The following is a 17,136-nucleotide window of genomic DNA, read 5'->3' on the forward strand; positions in this document are numbered from 1 at the left end:
TTCAGGAATGAGCCGGCACCGGCCGGGGGGCGGCGGTTTTGGCCACGACCCGGTCACTGGCGCCGGGCTTGAGGAAAATCGTCAGCACCACAGACACCAGCAACGCGCCGCTCATCAACAGATAAGACGCACCGGGCGATCCGGTGGAGCTGTTCAGGTAACCGACCAGATAAGAGCCGCCAAACGAACCGAGCGCACCCATGCTGTTGATCAACGCCATGGCTCCACCGGCCACGTTGGCCGGGAGGATTTCTGGAACGATGGCGAAGAACGGCCCGTACGGGGCGTACATGCAGGCACCGGCAATCACCAGCAGGGTGTAGGACCACCAGAAATGCTCCGCGCCCAGCGCGTAGGAGCCGTAGAACGCAATTGAGGCGATCAGCAGCGGAGGCCAGACGAAGCGTTTGCGCTTCTGCAACTTGTCCGAGCCCCAGGACACCAGCAGCATGCCGATCACTGCCGCCAGGTACGGCAGCGCCGACAGCCAGCCCGCTTCGATCATGTCCATTTGCGCGCCGGCCTTGAGGATCGATGGCAGCCACAGCACGAAACCGTAGACGCCGATGCTCCAGCAGAAGAACTGCAAGGCGAGGATGATGACTTTTGGTGAACGGAAGGCTTCGGCGTAGTTTTTCACTGCCTTGATGCCGACCTGTTCGGCGGCCAGGGCACTTTCCAGGTCCTGCTTTTCCTGGTCGTTGAGCCACTTGGCCTGAGCCGGACGGTCATCGGCCAGACGCCACCAGATAAACGCCCACACCACTGCCGGCAAGCCTTCGATGATGAACATCCAGCGCCAGTTGAAATGCTGGATCAGGTAGCCCGAGACCACCGACATCCACAGCATGGTCACCGGGTTGCCGAGGATCAGGAAGGTATTGGCGCGCGAGCGTTCGGCACGGGTGAACCAGTGGCACAGGTACACCAGCATCGCCGGCATCACCGCGGCTTCGACCACCCCGAGCATGAAACGAATGACGATCAGCCAGTAGGCGTTGGAGACGATCCCGGTCAAGGTCGCCAGGGCGCCCCAGAGAATCAGGCTGACGAAAATCAGTTTCTTCACGCTGTGCTTCTGGGCGTAGATCGCGCCCGGAATCTGGAAGAAGAAATAGCCGAGGAAGAACAGTGCGCCGAGCAGGGAAGACAACCCCGGGGTGATCATCAGGTCCTTGGCCATCCCGGAGGCAGCGGCGAACCCGTAGTTGGCGCGGTCCAGATACGCCAGGCTGTAGGTGATGAACACGATGGGCATGATGTACCACCAGCGGCGGGTGGCCAGTGTTGCGGTTTTCATAGTGATGCTCCTGAGCTTGTTGTTTTTGTCGCAGCAGGTAACGGAGTCTGATTCAAATTTTTACGTTAATGGTGAGGGCCCCTTCGCGGGCAAGCCTCGCTCCTACGGGCGTACACCCCGAACCCTGTAGGAGCGAGGCTTGCCCGCGAACGGCGTCCTCAAATTCAGCATCCATCTCGGCTCGGGTGGGCAAGCCTTCCATATCCCCACGGCTCTGCACCGCGCGGCTGCCGATCCAGTTGGCACGTTGTACGGCATGGGCAACGCTGTGGTTTTCCAGCAGGGCGCTGATCAGGCCGACGGCAAACCCGTCACCGGCACCGACCGTATCGACCACTGTTGCCACGGGTACGCCTGCAACGAAACCTTCATCCTGATGCGTGCGGTAATACGCACCGTGCGGGCCAAGCTTGATCGCCACGGCTTCGGCGCCCTGGTCGAGGTAAAACGCCGCGATGTCGGCAGGGTCTTCGAAACCGGTCAGCAACCGTCCTTCGCTCAACCCCGGCAGCACCCAATGGGCGAGGGCGGCGAGGCGGTTGATCTCGCTGATCATCTGCTGTTCGCTGGCCCACAGGCTCGGGCGCAGGTTGGGGTCGAACGACACGCTGCGCCCGGCATCGCGCATGCGGGTCATCAGTTCGAAGGACATTGCCCGGGCCGACGCGGATAGCGCCGGAGGAATGCCGGTGGCATGCAAGTGCCGGGCGTTGAGCAGCGACGGGGAAATCGACTGCACCGACAAGTGACTGGCCGCCGAACCGCGACGGAAATATTCGACCACCGGATCGCTGCCGTCATCGGCGCGGGATTTGAGTTGAAACCCGGTGGGGTGCGCCGGGTCGATGTCGACGTGGCTGCAATCCAGGCCTTCTCTCTTTAGCATATCGATGACGAAACGGCCGAGAGAATCGGCGCCCACCCGGCTCAGCCAGGCGACGTTAAAGCCCAATCGCGACAGGCCAATGGCGACGTTGCTGTCGGCCCCGGCAATGCGCTTGTGGAAGTGGCCGACGTCGGCCAGTTCACCGTTCTGCTCGGCAACGAACATCGCCATGGTTTCGCCGAACGACAGAATCTCGATCTCAGACATGCGCAGGCTCCAGGCGGGATTGGCCGAGGCAGGCGAGGGTAGCGACGTGGTCGGTGGTCAACCGCACCAGGTCATTGCCTTGCAGCGGATATTCCGCCGCGCGCATTACGTTATGGGGCATGTGCCGCAGCAATTGTTGCCACAGGTGCAAGTCGCTGGCCGCCGGTGGTACCGCCACCAGCTTGCCGTCGACCCGACGCGCCACTGCTTTGCAGTGCACGTAGCCGACATGTCGACCGAGCATGCGCGCGGCGCTGGCGGCGGACTGGTCCTGCCATTGCCAGTTGCCGATATCGAAGGTCATTTTGATTGGCAACTGATGCTGCTCGACGTCGGCGAAGAAACGCTGGAACGGCTCGATGCGGCCGCCGTGCAAGGTCTGGTCGTTTTCCACCAGCAATTGCACCGGGCTCTGCTGCAACACATGGGCCAGTGTTTGCAGATCGTTGTTGTCGGTGAAATAACCCAGGGAGACTTTCAGCCATTGTGAGCCGAATGCCTCGGCGCGTTGCAGGGTCGAGAGCAATTCAGGGTTGGGTGCCGATTGCCCGGCCAGCCACAACTCCAGCGGCGAGGAATACACGCTTTCCAGGCCCCGGGATTGCGTGGAGTCGGCCAATTGCGCGGGGTCTTCAAGGGTCAGCAGCTCTTCGCGCCATTCAATGTGCGTGGCACCGGCAGCGGCCAGCACTTCGACAAAACTACCCTGGCCACGTTGGCGCACAAGCTCGGCGCCGTAGCTGGACAGGCTGATGGAAACGGGTGGTTTGTTCATTGTTATCACCTCTGAAACCGGTTTCATTTTTGTTCAAAAAAAATATTAGTGAGTGATGTGTTGTTCTTTCGGGCCTCTTCGCGGGCAAGCCTCGCTCCTACAGGGGCGTGGGTGTAAATCCGTAGGAGCCAGGCTTGCCCGCGAAGAGGCCTTCAAATTGGAACACCCCCCGTGGTCGACCCCCGCACAATCAACCGTGCCGGAAAATCCAAAGTCCGCACCGGCCCGTCATCCCCACGCAAACGCTTGAGCAAACACTCAAACGCACTCGCGCCAATGTCCTCGGTCGGCTGGGCGAGGGCGGTAATCCCGCTGCCCACCAGCGGATACCAATCCAGATCATCCAGGGCGATCAACCCGACATCCTCAAACAGGTTGCACTGCAATTCACGCAACGCATGGGTACTGGCCAACGCCGCAATACCGTTGGCGCAGAACAGCGCTTTCGGCCTGGGACCAGGGGTATCAAGAAAGGATTTCAAGCGACCGGCCAGATCACCGCCAGTTTCAACCACCGCGCCCGAGAGCGCCGGACGCTGCTCGATCTGCGCCTTGAAGCTGCTGACCCGCTCGATCCGCGAACTGGTGCCGTCAAACGGCTCCGTCACCATCAGCACATCGCGATAACCGCGTTGTTCAAGATGGGCCACGGCGATCTCGACGGCGGCGGGATTGTCCAGCCCCACCAGATCGCTATCGAACTGCTCGACCTTGCGATCCACCAGCACCATGGGCATTTCCTGCTGCAATTCGCGCAACTCATCCACGTGGTGGCCGAGGGTGTTCACGATCAAGCCTTCAATGTTGTACGAGCGCAGCAGCGCCAGGTGCTGACGTTCCTGCTCGTCATCGCGATCGGTGTTGCACACCACCAGGCTGTAGCCGTGCCGACGGCAGGCGGTTTCCACGCCATGCATCACAGCAATCGAATAAGGGTTACGGATATCGGCCACCAACATGCCGATCAGACGCGTGCGCCCACGTTTCAGGCCGCGGGCCATCTGGTTAGGGCGGTAGCCCAATTCGGCAATCGCCTGCTCGATGCGCAGGGCCGTGGCATCGGAGAGCAGGGCGCGGTCATCGCCGATGAAGCGCGAGACGCTGGCCTTGGAGACGCCCGCGTGTTCGGCGACGTCGAGCATGGTGACGCGGCTGCGCTGGGCGGCGGAGAAGTCGTTCACGGATAGACAGCCTTCTTATTGGAATTATTCAGGGGCGACCGCAAGGTCTGAAACCGGTTTCAGGTAACCGCATAACCCATCGGCTCGTCAAGCTTGAAAAGATCTGAACCCGACGACAGGGCCGGAGTATTCCGACCAGCGGTAGTTAAACCTGTCAGATCTGACAGTAGGCGAGATCGCGATTACTGCGTTTAATTTCTCCCGAAGCAAAGGGTTTTCAAGGCCTCTGGAGAACGGCGAATGAGCACAACGACACCCATCGGAATATTCGCCGCGCCATTAAGCATTGACGGTGTCGGTGCCGATAAGGTGCTTCCGCCGGACGCGCACCTCAATGGCGTGACACTGCGAATCCCCCCTTGGCTCGCACCTTCGCTCAAACCTGGCGAGAGTGATTTGCTGCAGATCTGGATTCGAGAGCCTGGGGCAACGTCCGACACTCGTTTTTACAACAACCTTTTTCCCGTCCCGGTGGTGTTTCCGACCTCGATCCACTTGCCCTCGCAGTTCCTGCAACTGATAGGTGACATCACTCTGACCTACAAGGTGACGTCTGGAGATACCAAGAACGAGGATGACTCGCTGGCGCAGGTGTTCATCCTCAAACGCCCGGTCCCGGTCAACCTGAAGGAACCGGTCTTTCCCAACGCAACCTTGTGGGGTTACCTGAATTGCAGGACGTCTCCAGCGATCTGGGTGGTGGTCACTGTGCGTGTTCCGGCACAACCGGGGCGGTTCCTTGCAGGCGATGTGTGTGAACTGGGATGGGTAGGCTTCAGCAGCCTCAACGGCAGCGGTAACGCCATTCCAGGCACGGCGCTGAGCTTGCGCAAAACATTGACGCAGCAGGAAGCCGATTCAGCGCTGGGCTTCGACTTCAGGCTCGAAAGCGACAAATACGAAAAACATATCAAGCCTATGGTCATCAACGCATCGGCACTCGCTCAGTACACGCTTTATCGAAAGGGTGTCGCTCTGGGTCGATCGGCCCCGGGCCTGGTAAAGATCGACCGGGGCGTATCGGGGAATCCACCTTGCGGCCCATAACTCAAGGAGTCTCAAGTTCAACCGTTGTAGAACACACAAACGCAAGAAAAACGTCAATCCCAGGGACATGCAGCCAGGAGTCGCGAGATTTTTCATTGGGACACAACGTTGATGGTTCAACGATTAATTCATCCATGGAGCATACAAACATGAATATGCAGGTTAAATCTGGCGGTGTCCTTGCCTTGCCTCCGACTATTGTCGGTGTGTTGCCTGATGGCCGAATTCCCTATCAACAACTGAAAGTCGACAGACGGGTCAAATTTCAATTGGCCGATGTCGATGACAAAACGCCTGAAGGCGCTCACAGAATCGAACTTCACGTGCACCCGAAAGGGGTCAAGCCCATAGAGTTCGACCCGACATGGGTGGTTTTGGAGTTGTTGAAAGCCAATCAGCCAGCGGCTGACTGGACGTTTCCGATCGATTTTGACGTGACTGGAGCTGCACTCGATCGACTGGTCGACAGGTTTGATATGAACGGCGAATACGCGGAATACGGCGCGACATTCATTATTTATGACGCCCACACCAACCCCGATATATCTGATCCACCTCTTGAGTTCAAAGTCGATCTGACCGCGCCTTACCAGCGCCAACCCGGTACGGGCAACGGCACCGGCACACGGCCTGTGTTGATCAGCCAGACTGGCTTGCCTACGAGGATTGACGACGCCTGGCTGGCGGATCCCGCCAACGCCGGCGGTCTCGATTTGCCCATTCCTACCGGCTATACAAAATTCGAAGCGTTAACCGATCGCGTCAGTATCTATGTTTCTACGCAAACAACATTTACAGGGATGCAGGGCGACGTCAACGGAGCCTCTGTCATCGATTTTCCGCTGCCGGTTGGCGGGGTCATCAACATTCCTCTGGCCGATCTGCAGGCGTTGAGGGATGGTTCGTACTTTTATTCCTATAACCTCAAGGATGCGCCAGGAAATATCAGCAACAACTCGGCCATCACGTTGCTGTTCAGTCGGGTAAGTGCCCCCGCCCCGGTACTGGGCGTGCCAAGGATCCCGGTCACCGGTCCTAATGGTCAAACGCCTATTACGCTTGGGACGTCAGCGTTTCCCACCAAAGCTGTAATGGAAGTCGATTTTCCGTTGAACGGGCTTCCCGGTGATCGGATCGTTCCAGAAGTCTTTGATTCGAATGGTGTTCCTTCACCGACAATCCCTGAACAACAAATTCCACCTGTCGGTACACCGGGTCCACAGACACTGTTTTTCGACCTGGACGATGCGTTTTGGGCCGCTGTGTATGCGGACCCCAATCGCCAGGATGAGGAGCAGTTCACATACAGGTACAGATTGATTCGTCCTACGATTTCATCTGATCCGGTTTCGCAGCCGGAGCAATTCGGTATTCTCGATCGATCGTACGCCGGGCCTGAGCAACCGAACCTGCCAGACCTGCTAAACCCCAACATTCAGCCGGTGGCGGTTCAGGGCGCAGGCACTCCGGTACCCGCCCCCAACACGCTTGGCACGGCACAGGCAGGCCTCGACGCCACCATGACCTGGCCTTTGTGGAGGGATCCAAACCGGCCGGTGACAGACCGTGAAATCGTGACGTTCTACTACCAGGGCAAGCAAGTGGGGAGCCCGGTGGGCGTGCGGGGTGACCAGCCGACGGTCACCACGACATTGCCTTGGGCCACGATCCTGGCCGAAGGCAACGGCAGTGGTGCAACGGCGCGAGAAGCCTACATCACCATCGGATACCCTGGCAGCGCGAACGTGATGACGCAGACGCCCGTGACCCCGGTCAACGTGACAGCCATCGTGATCAATCTGCCTGCGCCACAGATCATTGTTTCAGCCTTCAGAACAGCCACCGGGACCCTGGTGCCGGAGCGTGTCGCGACTTCCATCAACTGTCCAAGCATGGATCACCCGACTGTAGCGAACGGGCCGATGCCGCCTTACGCGGCGCGCAGCCTGCGGATCAGGATCCTGCGTGATCCCAATATCCCTACAGGCGCAATAGTGAACCTGGAATTTGAGGGCCGGGTCACCAACACGGCGGGTGGTGCTGCAATTCCCGGCACTCAGATCACGGATTCGAGGCCTATGCCAGCGACCGGAGTGCTGGAATTCAACCTGACGGACTACACCGCCATCAGGACGATCCAGCTGCCAAGCCCCGGCCCGGGTCAGCGACCTGCCACCCGTTTTGCGCGCATCGCGTATACGGTCAACGGAATCACTTCCGAGGTCATCGTCCCCGTGGCGCTCTTGAACTCGAGCCTGGTGTATTGCGAGCAGAACCGTCCTTGATAACGGATCAGCAGCGCTTCGAATGAAACTTCCCAGGATAAGGGCGACAGCAATTGTCGTCCTCATCCGAGGAGGTGAAGTCAGATACGTACGAGCTTACGAATCAAGGGGATAAATCGTACAAAGACGGAGATTGATCCTACATATCCCCGGGAAAGTTATCCGTAGTCTGGCGACCGTTTTAGTCCGGCTCGCACACCGTTTGAGTCGGAAACTCGTTCCTGATGGAATGCAATCGAGTAGGACTCAACTATGTTGCCAAAGTCGCAATTTCCTTTTTTGAAAACATCGATCAGCTTCTGGGTGGCAACCCTGATGCCTCTTCTGATGAATTCATCGATGACTCAGGCTGCCACTGTTCCGGCGGGCACCACTCAAGCCATCGACGCCACGACACCCCTGCAAACCTGGCAGCTTCAAAGCAACGCTACGTTGAACGCCACCAATGCCACAACACTGCAGATGACCAGTGCTGCTGGTGGTGTGTTCAACTTGACTGGCTCAAACGTCAGCGCCGCAACGGGTTCAGGTATTTCCCTGACCAACGCCAGCGCCAACCTGGACAACTCGAGCGTCAACAGTGCCACCGGCATCGGCATCTCTGCGATACGAAACGTCGCCAGCGTCGGTGGTTCGAATGTGACATTGCGCAATGGGTCTGTCGTTCGAGGTTTGCAAGGAGGTATCGCGGGCAACCGGTTCAGCGTCCTCAATCTGCGAAATTCCACTGTTGAAGGGACTGGCGCCACCAGTTTCGGGATTCGGATGCTGGAGGGTTCACTGTCGGCCACCGGAAGTACGATCACCGGCGGCCTCAATGGCGTGACGGTGGGCACCGACACGCAAGTATCGACTGTCATTCCAACCACCATCGTTCTGGACGCTACCCGTGTCGAAGGCAAGACAGGGTCGGCGTTAGTGGTCGGCATCAACGCGCCGAACTTTCCGACCGTGGCCAACATCGAAGTGCGTAATGGCTCGAGCCTGGTCTCAGGCAACAATACGTTGCTGGAAGTCAGGCGAGGCGCCTCGGCTGGTTTCCTTGTGGATAACAGCGCATTGACCGGTAATGTAACGGTGGCTTCCGGCAGTTCCGCCAACGTCACGCTGCAGAACAATGCATCGTTGACCGGGGACCTGCAAAACGTCACGACCGCCGTGTTAAATAATCAGGCACGTATGACCGGTAATGTGCTGGGTGCTTCAAGTGTCGCGCTTGATAATGGTTCGACACTGAGCGGTAACCTGGACAATGTCGCCAGCGTGTCCATCAACAACCAGAGCATCATGACCGGCAACGTCAACGCTGCGACGGGCAGTGCTTCTGGCTTGACACTGGATAACGGGGCGAGCCTGACGGGGCAAGTGAACAACGTCGCCAATTTCGCCATCAGTAATCAGGCGCTCTGGCAGATGACCGGCAGCCAGTCGGTGAACAACCTGACACTCAGCAATGGCGGCGGAGTCCGATTAGGCACTAATCAGGAATATTTTCAACTGAACGTGGCCAACCTGGCGGGCAACGGTACATTCAGGATGAGTACCGATTTCAACCAGGGCATCAGTGATTTGTTGAATATCACTGCAAGCGCTGCCGGCGATCATCAGTTGCTGGTTCGCAGTTCGGGTTTCGATCCGGTCAATGATGCTTCGATCAAGGTGGTGCAGAGCGTTGCTTCAAACGCGCAATACGGCCTCGTCAACAACCAGGTCGATGTCGGGGCGTTCACCTATAGACTGGTGAAGGACGGGAATGACTGGTACTTGCAACCCGACAAGGAAGTCGTCAGCACACCGACCCGCTCGATATTGGCGATTGCCGGCACGACGCCTGCGGTGACCTACGGCGAAATGCCTCTATTGAACAACCGGATGGGCGATCTACGTGTCAATGGCGGGCAAACCGGCGGATGGGTCCGGTCTTTCGGCAGTCGGTACAGCATCGGCAACAATGCCTACGGGAACGGCTATAGCCAGCGCCAGTACGGGTTGTCAATGGGGGTCGATACCCCGGTGGAGATCGCGGGCGAGCGCGTGTTGCTGGGTGTGTTTGCCGGTTACAGCAAATCCGTTCTCGATCTGAGCCGTGGCAGCTCCGGTGAAATCGGCAGTACATCCCTCGGCGTTTATGGCACCTGGCTGGGTGATAGTGGCTATTACCTGGATACGGTGGCCAAGCTCAATCACTTCCGCAATGAAGCCAATGTGGCACTGAGCGATAACACCAAAACCAAAGGCAACTACAACAATCTGGGCGCCAGTGCATCGGTCGAGTTCGGCAAGCGTATCGACTTCAAGGACGGCTATTACGCAGAGGTGTTCACTCAATGGCAGGCAGCCTCCGTGCAAGGCAAGGACTTCAGTCTGGACAATGGCCTGAAGGTCGACGCCGACACCACACGTTCCGTGCTTGGCAAGGCGGGTGTAACGCTGGGACGTGGCATGACGCTGTCTGACGGCAGCGTCCTGCAACCTCATGTGCGTGTTGCTGGCGTTCATGAGTTCGTGAAGACCAATAAGGTGCGCGTCAATAACAATGAATTCGACAATAACTTGTCCGGCAATCAGTTGGAGGTTGCCGCCGGAGCATCCTGGACCCTCAATGATCGCTGGCAGCTACACGCGGAACTGGATACCAGCAAGGGCGATGGCGTTACCAAGGACTTTGGCGTGAACATGGGGGCGCATTACAAGTTCTGACGCGAATGAAAAAGGGAAGCGCTGGCTTCCCTTTTTTTGACTGTGTGTCCCGTCCTGAATAAGGTTTACACAGCGGTTAATATTTCAAAACTTGAAAATCACCATTGAGCTGAAATGTAGTTTCGTCGGCATTCTCTACGATTACCTTGAACCTGGCTTTGACGTTAGCGCTGTCGACAGCCGGTTCGATTTCGATTTCGCCTGAAATGGCTTCACTTACCACGGTGTCGTCTTTAAAGCTGAGTGCCACATCGGGACTGCTTTTGATCGCATGTTTGCCCACCGGGTAGTCCTTGGGGAGGATGATGATAATTTCACGTGCCGGATAGCTTTTGGCTTTAGTATTCGAAGCGGGTCGATCGATGGCCGTAATCTGTACGGCATCAAGTTGTTGAACGCCGACTTTTACCTGGTCTATCAGTCGGGAAGTGGCAATGAAATCCTCGATGGGTGTACCAGTGTTGGCGAAAGCCTTCGCAGTAACATAGTTACCTGGGGCAAAGCTGATTTGTTTGATTACAGCGTTCATGAATAGGATCTCCGTTCACTAAAAGGAAGTATCCAAAGGCCGTCCGACCCTAACTCTGGATGCACCATGGAAGCGTTTTCCTGACGGGTTGTAAACTGTCAAACCTGACAGGTTACAGCTGTCAAAATCTGTGAATGGATGGCCTCAGCATGCAGGCACAAAACGCTGGTATCCAGGCTGAACAGAGCAGGGGGCGGTCGTCAGCTGAACAAACCGGCGGCAATGTTGATGGAAAACCCCAATATCGCCGTGTTGAACACAAACCCGATCAACGATTGCGCTAGCACGATCTTGCGCAATTCCCGCGTGGCGACGCCGACATCCGCGGTCTGCACCGCCACGCCGATGGTGAACGAGAAGTACAGGAAGTCCCAGTAATTGGGGGTTGTCAGCCCTTCGGCAAATCGCAGCGCAGGTTCCTTGCCTTCCCAGGTGTAATACAACCGGGCGTAATGCACGCTGAAGATCACCCCGATCAACAGCCACGAGCCGATCACGGTCATCCCGGTAAAGCCGTAGTGCAACAGCCGGTGATAGGTGTCCAGATCTTTGCTGCCTGCTAGTTGGAGGGTGATGGCGGCGAGGCTGGCCAGTGCAGCCATGCTCACGGTGAACAGCACCAGCCCGGCGTTTTCGTCCTCGACTTCGGCGATGCGTTTCACGTCGTCGGCTTTGGAACGCATGGTCAGCCAGATGATCAGGGCCAGATACGTCCAGACCCCGGCATTCCAGCCGATGAGGATTTTGCCGAGGATCGAGTCGGCCGGAGCCAGAATGCCTGCCGCGACGCCAAGGGTGGCGGCGGCGGACAGGCGAGGGTGGGTGCGGGCGAGGAAGGGCATGGAGACTCACTTTGATGGTGCGTTCCAGCACCATAGCGCACGCGACGTCGCTTTTGTAGGAGCTGCCGAAGGCTCGGGCCGCGTTCGGACGGTCTTTTGATCTTGATCTTTAAAAGCAAAGTCAAAAGATCGCAGCCTGCGGCAGCTCCTACAGGTGGAGTCAGTGGGGTTTGGCGGATTTGCGCACCCACTTCATCACCACCACAAAAAACACCGGTACAAACACCACCGCCAATGTCGCCGTGATCATCCCGCCGATCACCCCGGTGCCGATCGCCTGCTGGCTTGCGGAACTGGCCCCGGTAGCAATCGCCAACGGCACCACCCCAAGAATGAACGCCAGCGATGTCATCACAATCGGCCGCAACCGCAGGCGCGCCGCTTGCAGCGTGGCATCGATCAGGTCATGACCTTCGTCATACAGGCTTTTGGCGAACTCGATGATCAGGATTGCGTTCTTCGCCGACAGGCCAATGATGGTGATCAGCCCGACCTTGAAGAACACGTCATTGGGCATCCCGCGCAGGGTCACAGCCAGGACCGCGCCGAGCACACCCAGCGGCACCACCAGCAGCACCGAGGTCGGAATCGACCAACTCTCATACAGCGCCGCCAGGCACAGGAACACGATCAGCAGCGACAGACCGAGCAGCATCGGCGCCTGACTACCGGACAAGCGTTCCTGCAACGACAACCCGGTCCATTCCTGGCCCAACCCCGCCGGGCCTTGCGCCACCAGCCGTTCGATTTCCGCCATGGCTTCGCCAGTACTGTAACCGGGCGCCGGTTCACCGGAAATGCTGATGGCCGGGTAGCCGTTGTATCGGGTCAACTGCGCCGGGCCCTGGGTCCAGTTGGCCCGGACGAAGGCCGACAGTGGCACCATTTTTTCAGCGTTGTTGCGTACGTGAATCTTCAGCAGATCGGCGACCTGGCTGCGTTGATCGCCTTCGGCCTGGACCACCACTCGCTGCATTCGCCCCTGGTTGGGGAAGTCGTTGATGTAAGCCGAACCCACAGCGGTGGACAGTACGTTGCCGATGTCGGCAAAGGAGATGCCCAAGGCGTTGGCTTGCTTGCGGTCCACGATCAGCTGAACCTGTGGCGCTTCGGCCAGGGCACTTTCGCGCACGTTCATCAGGATCGGGCTCTTCTCGGCGGCCGCCAGCAACTGGCTACGCGCCTGCATCAGCGTGGCATGGCCGAGGCCGCCACGGTCCTGCAAGCGGAACTCGAAACCGCTGGAGGTGCCGAGACCGTCAACCGGCGGCGGCAGCACCGAGAAAGCCATGGCATCCTTGATCTGGCTCAGCGCGATGTTGGCGCGATCGGCGATGGAACTCGCCGAGTCGTCGCTGCCCCGATCCGACCAGTCCTTGAGCGTGGTGAACGCCAGCGCAGCGTTCTGCCCGCTACCGGAAAAACTGAAGCCGAGAATCACTGTGCTGTCGCCGACGCCCGGTTCGGTGGCGTTGTGTGCTTCGATCTGCTCCACCACATTTATTGTGCGATTCTTGCTCGCGCCCGGTGGCAGTTGGATGTCGGTGATGGTGTAGCCCTGGTCTTCCACCGGCAGGAACGAGGAGGGCAGACGACTGAAACACAGTCCCAGGCCGACTAGCAGCACGCCATAAATCAACAGGTAACGACCGGTGCGTTTCAACGCATAGGCGACCCAGCCCTGATAACGCTCGGTCAGTTGTTCGAAGCGCCGGTTGAACCAGCCAAAGAATCCGGCTTTTTCGTGATGCTCGCCTTTGGCAATCGGCTTCAACAGCGTCGCACACAACGCCGGGGTCAACGTCAGGGCGAGGAACGCCGAGAACAGGATCGACGTGGCCATCGACAGCGAGAACTGTTGGTAAATCACCCCGACCGAGCCCTGCATGAACGCCATCGGAATGAACACCGCCACCAGCACCAGGGTGATGCCGATGATCGCGCCGGTGATCTGCTTCATCGCCTTGCGCGTGGCTTCCTTGGGCGACAGGCCTTCGGTGGCCATGATTCGTTCGACGTTCTCCACCACCACAATCGCGTCGTCCACCAGAATGCCGATGGCCAGCACCATGCCGAACATGGTCAACACGTTGATCGAGAAGCCCAGCGCGAGCATGGTCGCAAACGTGCCCATCAACGCCACCGGCACCACCAGCGTCGGGATCAGCGTGTAGCGGATGTTCTGCAGGAACAGGAACATCACCGCAAACACCAGCACCATCGCCTCGCCGAGGGTGTAAACCACTTTGGTGATCGAGACCTTGACGAAGGGTGAGGTGTCGTACGGGATCTTGTATTCGACACCGGCCGGGAAATAGCGCGCCAGTTCGTCCATCTTTGCTCGCACCAGCGTTGCGGTGCTCAGGGCATTGGCGCCCGGCGACAGTTGCACACTGACGGCGGTAGACGGTTTGCCGTTCAGGCGTGTGGAGAACTGATATTCCTGGCTGCCGATCTCGACCCGCGCCACATCACGGATGCGCACGGTAGAACCGTCAGGATTGGCCTTGAGCACGATGTCGGCGAATTCCTCAGGCGTCGACAGCTGGCCTTTGACCAGAACGGTCGCGGTGATTTCCTGAGTGGTGCGGGTCGGCAAGTCGCCGATGCTGCCCGCGGAAACCTGAGCGTTCTGCGCAACGATGGCGGCGTTGACGTCAGCCGGGGTCAGGTTGAAGCCGATCAGCTTCTGCGGGTCGATCCAGATCCGCATCGCCCGTTCGGCGCCGTACAACTGGGCCTTGCCGACGCCGTCCAGACGCTTGATCTCGTTCATCACGTTGCGCGCCAGGTAATCGCTGAGCGCCACGTCATCGAGCTTGCCGTCGCTGGAGGTGAGGGTGATCAGCAACAGGAAACCGGCGGAGACTTTCTCCACCTGCAAACCTTGCTGGGTGACCGCCTGAGGCAGGCGCGACTCAACCGCTTTGAGGCGGTTTTGCACATCGACCTGGGCCATTTCCGGATTGGTGCCCGGCTGGAACGTCGCGGTGATGGTGGCGCTGCCGAGGCTGCTCTGGGATTCGAAGTACAGCAGATGGTCGGCGCCGTTGAGTTCTCCTTCGATCAGGCTGACCACGCTTTCGTCCACGGTCTGCGCCGAAGCGCCGGGGTAGGTGGCGTAGATTTCGACTTTCGGCGGCGCAACGTTCGGGTATTGCGCCACGGGTAACTGCCCAATGGCCAACGCACCGGCCAGCAGGATGAACAAGGCAACCACCCAGGCGAACACCGGGCGATCGATAAAGAACTGCGGCATAAAAAGCGTCCTGCTTACTGACCAGAAACCTGGGCAAGTGGAAGAGGGGTGTTGTCGATCTGGACTTTCTCACCGGGGCGCGCGTGTTGCAGGCCTTCAGTGACGATGCGGTCACCGGGCTTGAGGCCGCGGGTGACGATCCAGCGATCGTTCTGCACCGGGCCCAGCTCTACCGGTTGCTGGCCGACCCGCTGTTCGGCGTCGAGCAATAGCACTTGGGCGACACCGGCGCTGTCACGCTGAATGGCCCGTTGCGGCACGCTGATGCCTTGCTGATTGAACGCTTGCTCCAGACGTACGCGAACGAAGCTGCCCGGCAGCAAGTCGAGGTCCGGGTTGGGGAACTCGCTGCGCAGAATGATCTGACCGGTGCCCGGGTCGACGGTGATGTCGGTGAACAACAACTTGCCGGGCAACGGATAAAGGCTGCCGTCGTCCTGGATCAGCGTGGCTTTGGCCTGGCCTTGGCCCACTTCCTTTAACTGGCCAGAGCGGAAGGCCCGGCGCAGATCGTTGAGTTCACGGGTCGATTGGGTCAGGTCGGCGTGGATCGGGTTCAACTGCTGAATCAGCGCCAGCGGCGTGGTTTCGTTCTGCCCCACCAGCGCGCCTTCAGTCACCAGCGCGCGGCCGATGCGCCCGGAAATCGGCGCGGTGACGGTGGCATAACCGAGGTTCAATTTCGCCCGCTCCACCGCGGCTTTGTTGGCGGCGACATCGGCGGCGGTCTGCCGGGCATTGGCTCGGGCATTGTCGTAATCCTGAGCGCTGATGGCGTTGCCTTCGATCAATTGGGCGTAACGCTGCTCCTGCAATCTGGCCTGGAACGCGTTGGCTTCGGCCTTGCGCTGCGCGGCTTCGGCGCTGTCCAGGTCGGCCTTGAAGGGGGCCGGGTCGATACGGAACAGAACGTCGCCTTTATTCACGTCGCTGCCTTCGCGGAAGACCCGCTGTAACACCACGCCGGCAACCCGGGCACGCACTTCGGCAATCCGTGGCGCGGCAATCCGCCCGCTCAAGTCGCTGCTGATTGACAGAGGACGAGCTTCGACGGTTTCGATGCGCACCGTGGCCAGCGGTGCCGATTCTTCGGCGGTCGAAGACTGGTCACAAGCGCTCAGCGTCAACGCCAGGGCAATCAGGCTGAGCGTGGCAAGCAGGTTCTTTGACATGGAAATACCCCAATAATGACTACCCGCATCCTACGGGGAGTCGATGAGGGTAGCGGTGAAGCTTTGTTGGTGCTGTGTGAAATTGTGTAAGGGTTTTGCTCGCGTATGCGTGAGGGCGTATATCCTTCGCAGCTTGAAACTTTTTGCGACGGTCAGGCCGCCTTCGCGGGCAAGCCTCGCTCCTACAGTAGGAGCGAGGCTTGCCCGCGAAGAGGCCCTGAAGTTCGCCACAGCACTTTCTGGAAACACCCATGCCCAACATCCTCCTGGTCGAAGACGACACCGCGCTCTCGGAACTGATTGCCAGCTACCTGGAACGCAACGGTTATTCCGTCAGCGTGATCAGCCGCGGCGATCATGTACGCGAACGCGCGCGGGTCAGTCCGCCGGACCTGGTGATTCTCGATCTGATGTTGCCGGGGCTCGACGGCTTGCAGGTCTGCCGCTTGCTGCGGGCGGATTCGGCGACGTTGCCGATCCTGATGCTCACCGCCCGTGACGACAGTCACGATCAGGTGCTGGGCCTGGAAATGGGCGCAGACGACTACGTCACCAAACCCTGCGAGCCCCGTGTGTTGCTGGCCCGCGTACGCACGCTGTTGCGTCGCAGCAGCCTCAGCGAACCGCAGACCGCTAATGACCGTATTCTCATGGGCAACCTGTGCATCGACCTGTCCGAGCGCACTGTGACCTGGCGCGGGCAACTGGTCGAGCTGTCCAGCGGCGAATACAACTTGCTGGTGGTGCTGGCCCGGCATGCCGGCGAGGTGCTGAGCCGTGACCAAATTCTGCAACGCCTGCGCGGTATCGAATTCAACGGTACCGACCGCTCGGTGGATGTGGCCATCTCCAAACTGCGGCGCAAGTTCGACGACCACGCCGGCGAGGCGCGCAAGATCAAGACCGTGTGGGGCAAGGGCTACCTGTTCAGCCGCTCCGAGTGGGAATGCTGA

General features: G+C 59.1%; 12 protein-coding genes. 4 read left to right on the forward strand and 8 right to left on the reverse strand.

Annotated features, from left to right (window positions below; all coding sequences use genetic code 11):
* Position 1: 1 nt before the first annotated feature.
* The 4 genes from PGR6_RS13830 to PGR6_RS13845 all read right to left on the reverse strand — a co-directional run bounded on the left by PGR6_RS13830 (position 2) and on the right by PGR6_RS13845 (position 4,349).
* Positions 2-1,300 carry an MFS transporter gene (locus tag PGR6_RS13830; protein ID WP_064617734.1) on the reverse strand — a complete coding sequence of 433 codons (1,299 nt, stop codon included), beginning with the start codon at positions 1,298-1,300 and terminating at the stop codon, positions 2-4.
* Positions 1,301-1,352: 52 nt separating this feature from the next.
* Positions 1,353-2,393 carry a sugar kinase gene (locus PGR6_RS13835; protein ID WP_064617736.1) on the reverse strand — a complete coding sequence of 347 codons (1,041 nt, stop codon included), beginning with the start codon at positions 2,391-2,393 and terminating at the stop codon, positions 1,353-1,355.
* Positions 2,386-3,168 carry a sugar phosphate isomerase/epimerase family protein gene (locus PGR6_RS13840; RefSeq protein ID WP_064617738.1) on the reverse strand — a complete coding sequence of 261 codons (783 nt, stop codon included), beginning with the start codon at positions 3,166-3,168 and terminating at the stop codon, positions 2,386-2,388. Before PGR6_RS13840 ends, PGR6_RS13835 begins: the two co-directional genes overlap by 8 nt.
* 152 nt (positions 3,169-3,320) lie before the next feature.
* A complete protein-coding gene (locus PGR6_RS13845) occupies positions 3,321-4,349 on the reverse strand; it encodes a LacI family DNA-binding transcriptional regulator (RefSeq protein ID WP_064617740.1) in 1,029 nt (342 codons plus the stop codon).
* Between the two features lie 240 nt (positions 4,350-4,589).
* On the opposite strand from PGR6_RS13845, the gene PGR6_RS30420 reads away from it, so the two are divergent.
* The 3 genes from PGR6_RS30420 (at position 4,590) to PGR6_RS13860 (ending at position 10,381) form a co-directional block, all read left to right on the forward strand.
* On the forward strand, positions 4,590-5,396 hold the full coding sequence (locus PGR6_RS30420; protein WP_064617742.1) for a hypothetical protein: 807 nt from the start codon (positions 4,590-4,592) through the stop codon (positions 5,394-5,396).
* Positions 5,397-5,545: 149 nt separating this feature from the next.
* Positions 5,546-7,681 (forward strand): hypothetical protein, encoded by a 2,136-nt coding sequence (locus PGR6_RS13855; protein WP_064617744.1) that lies wholly within the window; start codon positions 5,546-5,548, stop codon positions 7,679-7,681.
* 339 nt (positions 7,682-8,020) lie between these two features.
* Positions 8,021-10,381 (forward strand): autotransporter outer membrane beta-barrel domain-containing protein, encoded by a 2,361-nt coding sequence (locus PGR6_RS13860; RefSeq protein ID WP_237229620.1) that lies wholly within the window; start codon positions 8,021-8,023, stop codon positions 10,379-10,381.
* Between the two features lie 76 nt (positions 10,382-10,457).
* Here PGR6_RS13860 and PGR6_RS13865 read toward each other — a convergent pair whose 3' ends face one another.
* The 4 genes from PGR6_RS13865 to PGR6_RS13880 all read right to left on the reverse strand — a co-directional run bounded on the left by PGR6_RS13865 (position 10,458) and on the right by PGR6_RS13880 (position 16,183).
* A complete protein-coding gene (locus PGR6_RS13865) occupies positions 10,458-10,910 on the reverse strand; it encodes a hypothetical protein (RefSeq protein ID WP_064617748.1) in 453 nt (150 codons plus the stop codon).
* A 200-nt stretch (positions 10,911-11,110) separates the two neighbouring features.
* Positions 11,111-11,752 (reverse strand): DUF1345 domain-containing protein, encoded by a 642-nt coding sequence (locus PGR6_RS13870; RefSeq protein WP_019649642.1) that lies wholly within the window; start codon positions 11,750-11,752, stop codon positions 11,111-11,113.
* Positions 11,753-11,912: 160 nt separating this feature from the next.
* Entirely contained in the window at positions 11,913-15,011 is a 3,099-nt protein-coding gene (locus tag PGR6_RS13875; RefSeq protein WP_064617750.1) for an efflux RND transporter permease subunit, read from the reverse strand.
* Positions 15,012-15,025: 14 nt separating this feature from the next.
* Positions 15,026-16,183 (reverse strand): efflux RND transporter periplasmic adaptor subunit, encoded by a 1,158-nt coding sequence (locus tag PGR6_RS13880; protein ID WP_064617752.1) that lies wholly within the window; start codon positions 16,181-16,183, stop codon positions 15,026-15,028.
* 251 nt (positions 16,184-16,434) lie between these two features.
* On the opposite strand from PGR6_RS13880, the gene PGR6_RS13885 reads away from it, so the two are divergent.
* Entirely contained in the window at positions 16,435-17,136 is a 702-nt protein-coding gene (locus tag PGR6_RS13885; protein ID WP_018929113.1) for a response regulator transcription factor, read from the forward strand.

The organism is Pseudomonas sp. GR 6-02 (assembly GCF_001655615.1).
Lineage (GTDB): Bacteria > Pseudomonadota > Gammaproteobacteria > Pseudomonadales > Pseudomonadaceae > Aquipseudomonas.